The sequence below is a fragment of the Acinetobacter sp. CY81 genome, from assembly GCF_059515925.1.
This window is the reverse complement of the sequence record NZ_JCAKNC010000002.1, coordinates 346,906-360,868: the sequence shown is the minus strand read 5'-3', so window position 1 is coordinate 360,868 and position 13,963 is coordinate 346,906. Positions and strand designations below refer to the sequence as shown.

The 13,963-nt window shown below is 36.9% G+C and carries 13 protein-coding genes and 3 tRNA genes; 6 read left to right on the top strand and 10 right to left on the bottom strand.

Annotation, left to right across the window (positions count from 1 at the left end):
• Positions 1–376: 376 nt before the first annotated feature.
• Positions 377–1,561, bottom strand: coding sequence for a trypsin-like peptidase domain-containing protein (locus AC5YDM_RS04000; RefSeq protein WP_496150825.1), 1,185 nt, complete (start codon positions 1,559–1,561; stop codon positions 377–379).
• A gap of 164 nt (positions 1,562–1,725) precedes the next feature.
• On the opposite strand from AC5YDM_RS04000, the gene AC5YDM_RS03995 reads away from it, so the two are divergent.
• From AC5YDM_RS03995 to AC5YDM_RS03970, 6 genes are all read left to right on the top strand, one after another.
• Entirely contained in the window at positions 1,726–2,484 is a 759-nt protein-coding gene (locus AC5YDM_RS03995) for a Nif3-like dinuclear metal center hexameric protein (protein WP_496150824.1), read from the top strand.
• Between the two features lie 156 nt (positions 2,485–2,640).
• Positions 2,641–3,267 (top strand): superoxide dismutase SodB, encoded by a 627-nt coding sequence (gene sodB, locus AC5YDM_RS03990; RefSeq protein ID WP_496150823.1) that lies wholly within the window; start codon positions 2,641–2,643, stop codon positions 3,265–3,267.
• A gap of 804 nt (positions 3,268–4,071) precedes the next feature.
• Positions 4,072–4,147: transfer RNA gene (locus AC5YDM_RS03985), tRNA-Asn, on the top strand.
• 280 nt (positions 4,148–4,427) lie between these two features.
• Positions 4,428–4,503: transfer RNA gene (locus tag AC5YDM_RS03980), tRNA-Asn, on the top strand.
• A 269-nt stretch (positions 4,504–4,772) separates the two neighbouring features.
• A tRNA-Asn gene (locus AC5YDM_RS03975) sits at positions 4,773–4,848 on the top strand.
• Between the two features lie 77 nt (positions 4,849–4,925).
• Entirely contained in the window at positions 4,926–5,372 is a 447-nt protein-coding gene (locus AC5YDM_RS03970; protein ID WP_496150822.1) for a DUF2726 domain-containing protein, read from the top strand.
• A 2-nt stretch (positions 5,373–5,374) separates the two neighbouring features.
• Here AC5YDM_RS03970 and AC5YDM_RS03965 read toward each other — a convergent pair whose 3' ends face one another.
• The 9 genes from AC5YDM_RS03965 to AC5YDM_RS03925 form a co-directional block, all read right to left on the bottom strand.
• Positions 5,375–5,605 (bottom strand): hypothetical protein, encoded by a 231-nt coding sequence (locus AC5YDM_RS03965; protein WP_496150821.1) that lies wholly within the window; start codon positions 5,603–5,605, stop codon positions 5,375–5,377.
• 103 nt (positions 5,606–5,708) lie between these two features.
• The gene (rodA, locus tag AC5YDM_RS03960) at positions 5,709–6,851 is read right to left on the bottom strand and encodes a rod shape-determining protein RodA (protein ID WP_496150820.1); all 1,143 of its coding nucleotides are present in this window, start codon (positions 6,849–6,851) and stop codon (positions 5,709–5,711) included.
• Between the two features lie 243 nt (positions 6,852–7,094).
• Positions 7,095–8,291 carry an alpha/beta hydrolase gene (locus AC5YDM_RS03955; RefSeq protein ID WP_496150819.1) on the bottom strand — a complete coding sequence of 399 codons (1,197 nt, stop codon included), beginning with the start codon at positions 8,289–8,291 and terminating at the stop codon, positions 7,095–7,097.
• 154 nt (positions 8,292–8,445) lie between these two features.
• On the bottom strand, positions 8,446–9,324 hold the full coding sequence (gene ubiA / locus AC5YDM_RS03950; RefSeq protein WP_496150818.1) for a 4-hydroxybenzoate octaprenyltransferase: 879 nt from the start codon (positions 9,322–9,324) through the stop codon (positions 8,446–8,448).
• Positions 9,325–9,345: 21 nt separating this feature from the next.
• On the bottom strand, positions 9,346–9,810 hold the full coding sequence (locus AC5YDM_RS03945) for a chorismate--pyruvate lyase family protein (RefSeq protein ID WP_496150817.1): 465 nt from the start codon (positions 9,808–9,810) through the stop codon (positions 9,346–9,348).
• A gap of 71 nt (positions 9,811–9,881) precedes the next feature.
• Complete coding sequence (locus tag AC5YDM_RS03940) at positions 9,882–10,160, bottom strand: hypothetical protein (RefSeq protein WP_496150816.1); 279 nt, start codon at positions 10,158–10,160, stop codon at positions 9,882–9,884.
• A 108-nt stretch (positions 10,161–10,268) separates the two neighbouring features.
• Positions 10,269–11,684, bottom strand: coding sequence for a type I glutamate--ammonia ligase (gene glnA, locus AC5YDM_RS03935; protein WP_496150815.1), 1,416 nt, complete (start codon positions 11,682–11,684; stop codon positions 10,269–10,271).
• A gap of 468 nt (positions 11,685–12,152) precedes the next feature.
• On the bottom strand, positions 12,153–12,692 hold the full coding sequence (locus AC5YDM_RS03930) for a hypothetical protein (RefSeq protein ID WP_496150814.1): 540 nt from the start codon (positions 12,690–12,692) through the stop codon (positions 12,153–12,155).
• A gap of 107 nt (positions 12,693–12,799) precedes the next feature.
• Positions 12,800–13,657: a hypothetical protein gene (locus AC5YDM_RS03925; RefSeq protein WP_496150813.1), complete on the bottom strand. Its 858-nt coding sequence runs from the start codon at positions 13,655–13,657 to the stop codon at positions 12,800–12,802.
• Positions 13,658–13,963: the final 306 nt, after the last annotated feature.

Genomic DNA, 13,963 nt, shown 5'->3' with positions numbered 1-13,963 from the left:
TACTGCGAACTTGCTTCTATAGAATGGACCTTAATTAGAGCAAAGCTATGACCTCAATCAAGATGGTAATGACAACTTAGAAGAAGTTAAAGAATCCAAGATTTCAGTCTCTAATCTTGGCTTACACAAATTCATTTTCAAGGCCTTTAAAACACAAAATTCTTTTTAATCTATTGGATCAAGAGAATAATAAAATAGTCAGCACTGATGAACTAAAGCCTATTTATCAATTCTTGGAAAATCCCTGTAAGGAATTAAACTCCCCTTAATCCAAAATCCTTCATTGCCAAAAATCAATATAGAGCCATTAAAAAGCCTCTTAACTAATGTTTCAAGTTAAGAGGCTTTTTCTTTGATTTAATGTGTGAATTTGAGCTTAGCGCTGAGGCAATGGAATGAATTGAGAATCATCCGATTGTTGAACTTTACGCTCACCAACAACAACATCTATAACCATCGGTTCATTATTACGAATAATTGAAATTTTGATCGTGCTCTTTGGTGCTTGAAGCGCCACATAATTAATCAAATGAGATGAAGAACTAATGGCCTCCCCATTCACTTGCATAATTTTATCGCCAATTTTCAAACCTGCTCCAGCAGCTGGACCATTCTGAAGTACATCAGCGATAACCACACCCATTTCACGAGGCTTAAGTACATCTTCTTGATTCGGTGGGACTAAACTAATCCCTAACCACCCACGAATCACACGACCATCTTTCAAAATCGCATTCATGACTTGCTGACAAATTCGTGCAGGAATCGCAAAACCAATACCCATAGAACCACCTGATTGCGAGAAAATCGCAGTATTTACACCGATCAAGTTGCCTGCTACATCAATCAATGCGCCACCCGAATTACCTGGGTTAATTGCAGCATCTGTCTGAATAAAGTCTTCATAGGTATTAATTCCTAAATCAGAACGACCTGTCGCAGAAATAATCCCTTGAGTAACCGTTTGCCCCACCCCAAAAGGATTACCAATCGCAAGGACAACATCTCCGACTTCATTACCACTTAATTTAAACGGTAAAACAGGCAATTTATCCAATTCAATTTTAATCACTGCCAAATCACTTTCAGGATCTGTACCAATAACTCGAGCAACAGCACGTCTTCCATCTTGCAAAGCAACTACGATTTGATCCGCTTGTTCAATCACGTGGTTATTTGTCAAGATATAACCATCTGGACGAACAATCACCCCTGAACCCAAGCTATTTTCATTTGGACCTTGCTTAAATTGTTCTGGTAATTGATCTCCAAAAAACTCTCTGAAAACAGGGTCATTCAACACTGGATGATTCATTTGTTTTACTTTTTGTGTCGTGAAAATATTCACCACAGCAGGTGCAGCCACTTTGACTGCTGCACTATATGAAACAACCCCGCCTGAACGAGATGTATTAACTAAAGGCTCTACTTTTTCAGCAGGAAGTTTCACACCATCGGAAGAAATAGGCGCTTTTGGTGTGTGCATCTTTTGCCACACAGCAAAACTGATGATCACAATAATGAGTAACACCCAAGGTAACCAAGTAAAGGACCTGCGCACTGTATATACCTCTGAAATTTATTTAATTTATTGATGGTTAAGCGTTTTATATTGTAATCAAAATTCAAACTTTTACATAAATTTCGCAAAAGACTTTTGTTCAGCTTTAGTTACAATTAAAAGTATGTTTTGATTGATCCAACATTTGTTATTTTGGGACATGCATGGCTACTTTAGCAGACATTATCCAATGGTGCGATAGCACATTGAAATCACATGAATTTAAGGATTACGCTCCGAATGGACTTCAGATCGAAGGCAAAACGGAAGTGAATAAAATTGTATGTGCTGTCACTGCATCTCAAACCGCAATTGATGCTGCCATTGCACAAGGAGCGGATTTATTATTGGTACATCATGGATATTTTTGGAAGGGTGAAGCCTACCCTATTACAGGCATGCGCGGTAAAAGAATTAAAAGTTTAATCCAGCATGATATTTCTCTGGTTGGTTATCACTTACCTTTAGATAGTCACCCTACTTTAGGTAATAATGCTGCAATTGCAGATTTATTAGAATTACAAAATATTGAAGCACTAGATCCTACAGAGCGTCATCCTATCGGCAATATAGGCTATTTAAAATCGGCGATGTCTCCTGAAGCGTTTAAAGCTTTTGTATCTGAACGCTTAGGCTTTGATGCGATTCATTTGCCCTGTGATAAATCGACCATTCAAAAAGTCGGTTTTTGCACAGGTGGCGCGCAAGACTACATCGCTAAAGCAGCTTTACAAAACTGTGATGCTTATATTTCAGGTGAAGTATCTGAACGTACTTTTTATGAAGCGGCAGAATTGGGTGTGCATTATTATGCATGTGGTCACCATGCCACTGAGAAATATGGCGTACAACGTTTAGCCAAAGCTATTTCAGAACAGTTTAATATTGAGTATAGTTATTTCGAATTAAATAACCCGATTTAATTTTATCTGTCTGCGTTAAGGCATTTGTCTTTATACGTATAAATTGGGGCTTTATTATGTATTGTTATTTATAAGCAATGCGCAATTTGCCTTAAGAATCTATTACAATAAAGCCACTTAATGTCAAAACCCAGCACAATGCAAGGAATTGAAAACATGACAACGATTACTTTACCGGCTTTACCATACGGTTACGAAGATCTTGCTCCACATATCAGCAAAGAAACTTTAGAATTTCACCATGACAAGCACCACAATACTTATGTTGTTAACTTAAACAACTTAATTAAAGGTACTGATCTTGAAGGTAAAACTTTAGAAGAAATCATCAAAGCTTCTGCTGGTGATGCTTCTAAAGCTGGTATTTTCAATAATGCTGCTCAAGTTTGGAACCACACGTTCTACTGGAACTGTTTGGCTAAAAACGGTGGCGGTAAAGCAACTGGCGCTTTAGCTGCTAAAATTGATGAAGCTTTCGGTTCTTACGAAAAATTCGCTGAAGAATTTGCTGCAGCTGCTACAACTCAATTCGGTTCAGGTTGGGCTTGGTTAGTTGCTGATAAAGTAAACGGTACTTTATCAATCACTAAAACTGCAAATGCCGATACTCCACTTGCTCACGGTCAAGTTGCTGTATTGACTATCGACGTTTGGGAACATGCTTACTACATCGATTTCCGTAACGCTCGTCCTGTTTACATCAAAACTTTCCTAGAAAGCCTTGTAAACTGGGATTACGCTAACGCGAAATATGCTGGTCAAGAAGCTGGTGTAGAAAAATAATTTTTATTTTTCATAGTAAAAAACCACCCTTTTGGGTGGTTTTTTTATGCTTTAAATATCATACTGCTATAATAAACAATACTACACAAAAGAATGAATCAAGAGCCGTTACTAACCATAAAAGTAAAATATACTAAAATATTCTTGATGTTTCTTATTATCACTATCTTACAGTGCGTAAGTTACTATTATTTTAATGCATCTGTTAATTACAGCTTTAATTCCGCATTCATATTTACAGTACTATCAATCATTGAGTTCTTGGTAATTTTCTTTAGCATCAAAAATGGACTGCCACAGATTAGGCTTTATGAAAATCATTGTATAATTCAACTTTATATACTAAAAATTCAGTTTAACTATGATCAAGTATCAAGCATATCCATCAACAATTCAAAAAGTAGCTATAAATTATTGCCTGTGGGAAATGAATATTTATTAATGCTCGTATTCAAACAAAATCAAAATCTTCTAAATTTGCTCAAAAATACAATTAAACCTGTTAAGTTTTTTTCAAATTTTCATTTAGACACATTCACAAACCGTCAAATTTTAGAAATATATTTATTATTCCAAATTATAATTCCATTAGATAAAAACAATCGCATAACAACTTTAAAAAATTTAAATCTACAATATTTAACCATAGATCAAATCAGTGATATTGATGACTTTAAAAACTTTAAAAATAATCAATATTTAAACAAAATATTCTAGACTTGAGCAATAAAAAAACATTCAAATAGTCATTTCATCAAATCTGCTTGACCACTTTAAAATTCACCCCTAAAATGCGCATCAGATTCTCCAATAGCTCAGTCGGTAGAGCGACGGACTGTTAATCCGCAGGTCCCTGGTTCGAGCCCAGGTTGGAGAGCCAAATACTAAAAAGCCCACTCATTATGAAGTGGGCTTTTTTTATTGCTATTATATTTTCCTAACAATTGAACCATAAAAATTCAGCTCTAATTGGCTGTACAATTCTGTTGTTTCTAAAATTGCATTCAAATTAGAAATAGCTCAACTCACACTCCAAACCTTAATTTTGATTAAATTAAATACAGAATGTTGATAAAAAAGCCAAACAAATCAATATTCACTATTTCTTTAGCCTTTAAGCTTGACCGATGTACATTCCTCCCCTAGAATGCGCATCAGATTCTCCAATAGCTCAGTCGGTAGAGCGACGGACTGTTAATCCGCAGGTCCCTGGTTCGAGCCCAGGTTGGAGAGCCAAATACTAAAAAGCCCACTCATTACGAAGTGGGCTTTTTTTATAATTAAAATCTCTAAGATTTTGAAATCAAGTTTTGACTAAATGTAAAGTTAACTCTAAAGCGTCCTCAATCATGCACAACCTTTCGCACTGTTGAAACGTCAATAGCAATTTAATTCTCTATAATTGTCGATTAGATTAATTTTAAATCACTTAATTCATTTTTCTTATATTTTTAATGCTAATCACTTGACCACCTATCGTTTCAACAATAGAATGCGTACCAGATTCTCCAATAGCTCAGTCGGTAGAGCGACGGACTGTTAATCCGCAGGTCCCTGGTTCGAGCCCAGGTTGGAGAGCCAAGATTCTAAAAACCCACTCATTGAGTGGGTTTTTTCTTATCTACCTATTCGCTTATCTATTTATTAAAAAATTGTTCGTGTTCGATTCCAGTCAAATTACTTTCTTTATTATTGGTTGTATCGCCAGCCTTGCGTTACTCACTATTTTCTTACAACAGTTCTATCGCCCCAAACAGAAATTTTATGCAAAGCGCGTTATCACACGTTATGAAACTAAAATGTTTTATCGTTTGAAAGAAGCATTTCCTGAACACCATGTCATGGCACAAGTGGCTTTCAGTGCATTAATCACCAATGAGCATTTAAAGATTCGATCCAAATTCAATCGTAAAGTCACCGACTTTGTTTTATTAGATCAGGAATTAAAAGTCATCGCGATTATTGAACTTGATGATCCATCTCATATCGGTAAAGAAGTAGAAGATGCACGACGTGATGCAATGCTAAATGAAGCGGGATACCACGTATATCGCTATACAGATATCCCGAATATTAAAGTATTAAGAAAAGATATTATTGGGTGATTTTATTCAGCAACCGTCGCTGTAGAAACCGCTTGTTGATTTTCTAAAGCAGCATCAGCCTTTGCTTTATCTGCAATACGCTGAGCCTGTTCTGCACGTAACCGATCATATTCAGCTTTATTCTTCGCATCGCTATTAATTGCAAAGAAAGCGATCGCAATAATAATTGCAGGAATCATTACCCCTATCGTGCCAAATATAAATGCTTTAGGGATTTTTTTGGGTTGAGACACAACAGCCACCTTCAATTTTAAACGCTAAATTTTACACTTCAAATTACGCTAATTATTGCTACGTATTAGACATATATAGTCATTCTACACAGCAAACCTTGAGTTATCGATGCGTATGCACAGACATGATAATGCCAAAGCCAGCAAGTAAAGTAATTACAGCCGTACCACCATAACTCATAAATGGAAGCGGATCACCCGTTACAGGAAATATGCCACTGACCATACCTGAGTTTACCGCAACAAAAAAGAAGAATGATAATGCCAAAGTTGCAACCAAAATTCGCCCAAAATTATGAAATGAATTTAGGGAAATATTCAGCGCACGAATAATAATACAGGCATACAGCACAAATAAGCCGAATACACCAACCAAGCCAAACTCTTCAGCATAGGTCGACATAATGAAGTCTGTATGGTGCTCAGGTAAAAAGCCATGATGAGACTGCGTTCCATTTAAATACCCCTTACCCATAAAGCCGCCAGAACCAATGGCAATTTTAGACTGGGTAATATTCCAACCTGCACCCAATGCATCAGACTCAGGATCAAACAAGGTCAGGATTCGCTTCTTTTGGTAGCTATGGAGTACAAACATCCACAACAGCGGCATAAGTGCAATGACAAAGCCTACAGCGCCGACAATATAGAACCATGACATGCCACTGAGAAATAAAACAAAGACCCCACTGACGAGAATCAGAATACCTGCGCCCAAGTCAGGCTGTAAGGCAATTAGAATCAATGGACACATCATCAGCGCAATTGCGATCACAATATGCTTAAATTTCGGAGGAAGTGTATGCCGTGTGATATACCATGTGATCATCAATGGAATTGAAAATTTCATCAATTCACTGGGTTGCATGCTTCCAAAACCTGGAATTGAAATCCAGCGTTTTGCACCTAGCCTTGAATCTCCTATCACCAAGACCAGCATTAACAACACAACACCTAATATATATAAATAGGGGCTCGCAGCTTGATAAACTTTCGGTGGAATTTGAGCACATATGAATAGAACAATAAAGCCAATGCTAAAGCTCATTGCCTGTTTACCTACCATTGCCCAACTTTCAGCTGATGCACTATAAAGTACAACTAAACCAAGTAAAGCATTAATGACCAATAAGCCAAGCAACCAAGGGTCAAGATGCACACGCATCCAAAATGATGATTTATGATTTAGACTCAGCCCATCACGAATTGATTGTCTTAAAAATTTTTGCTGAGGAACTTGATTCATAAATCCAACGGCTGAGAGAAAATAGGGACAATGTGGATTGAAAAATCCGAACTGATCACTTCAACAGTGATAACCTTTTATTTTAATTATCTCTGTATTTAATTGCATCACATCATACATCAATCCTTAAATTTTTTATGCTAAATAAAAAGAGGAGCATTGCGCTCCGCCTTCACATTTAAACTTTGTACTAGATAGATCTTAAATCATTCAGGACGATTAGAAAGCATTTCACTCAAGTATTTAAGACTTCATAAGACCATCAACTTTTCCAACAATTTCATCAATATGATTACCCATAGCAGAACTATGCGTCTCATTTGGTTTCACAATCAACTCAACATCTGTTTTTTCCAATTGCATCTCACCCACTAATTTTTGAGTAATCGGCAGTGGCACTGTAGTATCCGCTGAACCCTGGAAAATATAGACTTTCTTATTCAAAGGTGTTTGAGCAGGTTCATTATTACTTAAATATGCTGCAATCATTGGATCTTTAATAAAGTTATCTTGCAGTGCCTTGTATGTTGCAAAACTTTGTTTACCACCCAACCAAGTCTGAATATCTGAACCAAATTTTACGCCCAATTCTGGAGAACATAGGGTCTCAGCCAAACTTGCAATATTCACTTTCTCAGGTACAAAGGACTGAGTGTATTGAAATTGATTATTTCCAGCTTTAATGCCTGAACTCACAATTGCAGCATAGGTATATAAAGTTGATGCAATAGGAACAGCTTTAGCAAGATCCCCATTAGCAGCATAACCATTTGCAACCCCAAGTCCTAACTGAAGTGTATCAGCCAAATTAGATGCTGGTGCAATCGCAACAGTCCCTTTAAAGGTATAACCCACCAATGCAGTACTAAACTCGGCGGCTGCAAGTGCAGCATGCCCTCCTTGAGACCACCCCACTACACTCCATTCTTTTGATAAGTTTCTATAGTGTTGATTCGCTTCCGATAGTGCAAATAATATGGATTGAGCAGCACTTTTCAGATTCAAATACGGATGTGGTTCAGCATTATTTCCCAAACCCTCATAGTCAGGCGCTATCACAGCATAGCCTTTTTTAACCAATGCCATAATTAATGCTTTTTCTTCATCGACCAATGGATTACGTGATGGTGCACACTGATCCGCAGCCCCCGTAGTACCATGCGCCCAAACAACAACAGGCCACCCACCTTTTGGTGCAGTCCCTTTCGGAGTGAAAACCAATGCCGAAGTTGAAATTTGCCTATTATTTACACTCGGCATTTTATAGTTAAAAACATCATGCGTATTTACAACAGCACTAACCTCAGCATCAATCGCATAGAGTTTCGTTTTATCTTTATATGCTATTCCATTTGAATCATCGTCTCCACCACATGCAGTCAACAACAATGTCGAACTACAAAGAACTGATATGAAACTTCTTTTTAAGAATGGATTCATCGCCATCTCCTTATGTTATTTTTATAAATTCTATTATTAGCACTATTAATTAATCATAAAAAAAAGCACCCTTATAGGATGCTTTTGTTACACATAAAATAAATGTCTAAAGCTATAAATATAAGAATGAAATGCTCAAAAACTTAAACTAAAGTTATTGTAGCGCAATAAATATGCCTATAAAGATCATCAAACCAACCCATCGATTATGTCTAAATGCCCAAAAACACTGTTGTGGATTTTTATTCTTAGTTCGTGTCCATTGATAAACAAAATCAAGTGCGACACATAACAACGCTATCAGACCAAATGGAATGAGTAAACTTTCCAACCATAATGCAGAACCAATCAAAATAAGACTGAGTACCTGCAAAATTGAAATGATTTGAATATCAAATCGACCAAATAAGATCGCGGTCGATTTTACTCCGATTTTTAAATCATCCTCACGATCTGTAATTGCATATTGAGTATCGTAAGCCACTGTCCAAGCCAAATTACCGAAGTAAAGCAACCAGCAGGTTAAATCTGGTGTTTGACCAACAGCTGTATAGGCCATTGGAATTGACCATGAAAATGCTGCACCCAAAAACACTTGAGGTAAATGCGTATACCGCTTCATAAATGGGTAAATGAATGCTAACAAAAGTGCACCGAAAGACCAATAAAACGTTTCGATCGGCAAGAAAAACAACATACAGGCACTAGCAAATACCAATCCCAAAAACACAAAAATCGCTTCCCTAGCTCGAATAACACCTGTAGCCAACGGACGCGTTTTAGTACGTTCTACAGCACCATCAACTTTTCGATCAGCAAAATCATTAATTGCACAGCCTGCGGCACGCATGAAAATAGTACCTAGAATCATCGGAATTAGTACGGATAAACTAGGTGTACCTGAATTCGCAATCCATAATGCCCACATCGTTGGCCAAAATACCAACTCAGTCCCAATCGGCTTATCAAAACGACATAAATAATAGTAGGCTTCTAAGCGTTCGCGCCAAGTGATGGTCTGCGTCACAGTCATAGGTCTTTAACCACATTTGATTTAAATTTTTTGTTGTATAAATCGTTCAAAACTCGGTAAAAAAGTTTCTTGAACAATAAATTTACACCCATGCCAAGTATAACAGCTCTGACGTGTCCAACCATCTTCAAGTAAGACAACTCGCCGATCACATGCGGGTTGAGTACGTTGAAACAGAAATAAACCTATAGGCTTAGTACCAATGTGCTGAAAAATTCGGGCTTTTTTCTGCAAGCTTAAAATTGGAAAAATACTTTTAGCCTTTACCCATGCATGTTCTTCAGAACCATATAGATAACTCTCTCTAACCCATGAAGTATGATGCGTCGGCATTTTCATCCACTTAGCATCATCAAAACTCAATCTTTGAAAATGCTCTCTAAAAGGCTTAACACTAAATGCCCCCCCTGCTAAATCCGTCAATTGCTGGGTTAATGATCCTGATGCATTCAGCCAAGGATTCAGTTCTTTTGAAATATGCTGCATAAATCACTCATTGGCTTTATTTTTTAACACTTCATCAATTCTATACATTCAAATACAAAGATTTAAATGCCTTAAGCATTATCCGTTTTGGCAATCACTTGAAATTTACCTTGTGGTGTTTTGATTAATATCAAACCTTCAGCACTGAGATAAAAGCTTTGTGGATAATCAAAGCTCAAAGCCAACTCAGGATTTTTTAATTCGATAAATTCAGCCTGTTTGTAGCCTTCAATGGTTCGCCCAACTTCCATATAGGTCACTTCTGAAAAATTCAGCTTAAAGCCCTTCTCATGATCTTGTGGGTCAATCCAAGGAAAAAATCCTGTATGTTTTTTACGCGGTTTTGCCATAACAACTCAAAGTATTGATCAATACTCTATCTTAACCCAACAATACGCTAGAACAAAAAGAACCCGCGACATGCGCGGGTTCTTTTTACAGTGTAATTTATTTATAAATTACAGGCTGTAGTACATATCAAATTCAACTGGGTGAGTAGTCGTGTTCAAACGACGAACTTCTTCAGTTTTAAGCTCGATATAAGCATCAAGCATTTCTTTAGTGAATACGCCACCTTTAAGAAGGTAATCGTGATCCGCTTGAAGTGCTTCTAAAGCCATATCTAAGCTATGTGCAACTGTAGGGATTTTCGCTTCTTCTTCAGGAGGAAGATCATACAAGTTCTTATCAGCAGCTTCACCTGGGTGGATCTTGTTCTGAATACCATCAAGACCAGCCATCAACAATGCCGCGAAACCTAGGTACGGGTTCATCATTGGATCTGGGAAACGTGCTTCAATACGCTTGCCTTTCGGGCTAGAAACGTAAGGAATACGAATAGAAGCAGAACGGTTACGCGCTGAGTAAGCCAACATAATCGGAGCTTCGAAGTGCGGAACTAAACGCTTGTACGAGTTTGTAGAAGGGTTAGTGATTGCATTCAATGAACGAGCATGTTTGATTACACCGCCAATGAAGTAAAGCGCCATTTCTGACAAACCTGCATACTCATCACCAGCAAACAAGTTCTTGCCATCTTTAGAGATCGACATATGAACGTGCATACCTGAACCGTTATCGCCAACCATTGGTTTAGGCATAAACGTAGCAGTTTTCGCATATTGGTGAGCAACGTTCCAAACAGCATATTTAAACTGTTGTACTTCGTCAGCTTTACGAACCATTGTGTTGAAACTCACACCAATTTCTAACTGGCAAGATGCAACTTCATGGTGATGTACTTCAACACGACCTGGGCCCATGATATCTTCAATTTTTGCACACATTTCTGCACGCATGTCATGTGAAGAATCTACTGGAGGAACTGGGAAGTAACCACCTTTCACACGTGGACGGTGACCAGAGTTACCGCCTTCGTAGTCTTTGTTTGTAGACCAAGCAGCTTCTTCAGCAATCAATGTATGGCGAGCGCCAGACATATCGATTTCCCATTTTACTTCGTCAAATACGAAGAATTCTGGTTCTGGACCGAAGAATGCAGTATCACCAATACCTGTAGACTTTAAATATTCCTCAGCACGGCGAGCGATCGAACGTGGATCACGGTCATAACCTTGACCTGTAGATGGTTCGATAACGTCACAAGTAACAACAACAGTAGGCTCAGCGAAGAACGGGTCGATAAAACCAGTTTCAGCATCTGGGCGTAAAATCATGTCAGACGCTTCGATACCTTTCCAACCAGCAATTGATGATCCATCGAACATTTTACCGTCTTCGAATGAATCTTCGTCAATTGTGTCAGCTGGGTAAGTCACGTGTTGCTCTTTACCCTTAGTATCAGTAAAGCGAAAATCGACCCATTTTGCGCCACTTTCTTGTATGAGTTGAAGGACCTTGTTCGCCATGCTCATTTGCTCCAATGAATTTTTTGTTGCACTTTCAAGTGCGTGTTAGAAGTTGATATAGCTTAAGCAATTCTCATACCAACTTTCACAAATAAATCTAAAATCTTCAAATCCTTATAAGAAAACGAGCTTAGACCATTTGCTAATGTCTTTATTATACTGTGTCAAAAAGTAAATGCACCATATTCACACACAGAACTAAATTTATATTTTTAGTTATATTTTGATGCACTATTATAGTGCATATTTTTGATTGTTTTAGTAGCATTGCTGATCGACATACGCGTTTTAATCATCATGCTAAATTATTTAATTCAAATAAAATAAGAATTAATGATTTGAAATTCATCCATTTTCCTCATTAGCACGTAGATCAACCATTACGCCTTATCCAAGAACAAATATCAATCAATATGAAAACGCACAATAAAATGCAATTACTTATCTTGATTTAAAAATGCACCAAAATAGTGTTTAAGTATAATTTATCGCTTTTGTCACTTCTGTACGCGCCAAAAGAACTTCGATCAACATCACGATGTCTTCTTTTTTACGTGGATCTACAGCAAAAATAGGCATTTTAATATTTTTCATCGCCAAGATATTTCTATATTTTTTTAATAGTTGCTGGGTATTTTCATCTACATGACTAATCGCTAAAATCAAATTATCAACATGCTCACCTAGTAGATTTAAATAAATTTCGAAGTCATCAATTGCATTAATCTTTGTGTGATCCAGTAAAATAATTCCTCCATCTGCTTCATGACCGAGCACAGGTAAAATTTGCGTTATTTGTTCTTGATTTGAATATCCATAGAGGAAAGCCGTTTGATTCCCTTCTAATTTACAAATCGCATGCTCTATATCTGGAAGAGTCAACGAAATTGATAATGCTTGATGCTCAGCAATTTTATTTTGAATACTTGTAAAAGAAAGCTCTGAAAGTGATGTCAATGCAGTTGTTTTACCTGCTGCATGTGGACCAACAATAATATAATGATAATAATTCAACAGCTTATCCCCTTATTCTTTTCTTCAAAATTCAATGGTTATAAATCTAAAAGTTCTGCTTATATTCAATCATTTAATGACTGAGATTTTAATCGCTGTCTCACTCACTAAGCTTTCATCGCACGGCTTAATAAAGAAACCGAAATAAACTGATGAATGAATCTTAGATCAAGCCCTGTTTTTTGATGCACATGTTGACCTGTAGCCCCCTGTTCAAAGTAGGCAGCGATTTTAAAAATATCATTCCGTTGACTCAACTCGCTCGGTTGAGGCCAAATCTCTAATGTATAGGTTTGATCTAAAGCCTGATTTTCAATAACAGCTTTTGAATCCCACAGCACATTCCACAACCACTGATGTAGATCGACACCTTGTTGGTTACTCACCTTTTGAGACATTTGCATGGTCGCATATGTGAAATTTAGAGTCGAATAACTGCATTTTTCTTTTCTGGTTTGATCAATCCAAACTTGCTCAGTCTTGGTATTCATTAAAGCCAACTCACCATACTGATCAAACACCTGAATCGTGCCATTTTCTTCTTTGAAAAATTCAGCAATGACCGCCTTAAAATCTAATTCATCAACATTGGCAGTACTTGTATTTTCAATGCTTGTTTTAAAAGACTGAATATTTACAGGTACTTCTAAATAACGCTTATTAAACCATCCCTTTGTTTCATCATTGATGATAAAGGGCAAATAAAGCGTATCGTTTTCAATTTGGCCCGATCGGTTCTCATTGGTTAATAACCTTAAATACGGTACTTTTTTTTGGATATGGGACTGCACGATTTTAGAGTTCAAAAACAAATCATTCACCAACAACACATCAATGCTGGCTGAATTTAAAGTCACCCACTCCACCTTGACTGAATCATCAAATAAACTTTGTATTTTTTGTTTTAAATTTTCTTCAATAGTGAGGCTTAAACCAAAGATTGCTATTTTGATCTGTTCTTTCATTTAATCCTCTCATTTTTATAATGATGAAATTCTGTCTATGTAAACTCTATTCATACAATGATGTGGATGTCGCTAGGTGAAAAACTTCCAACTCATATGATTAAATATCATTTACTACAAGGTCAAAACAACACTTCATCGTTGCATATTTAAGCAAGAATATAGCACTTGTTTTACGCACTTTTAAAGTAAAGTCCATCAAATTTAGTATTCATTTTCAGATAGATAAGATTACTAAAAAAATTCAGAGGATTTTAACGCCTATTATCAACTATAACTAAACATACTATTAATCCAATCTTATTT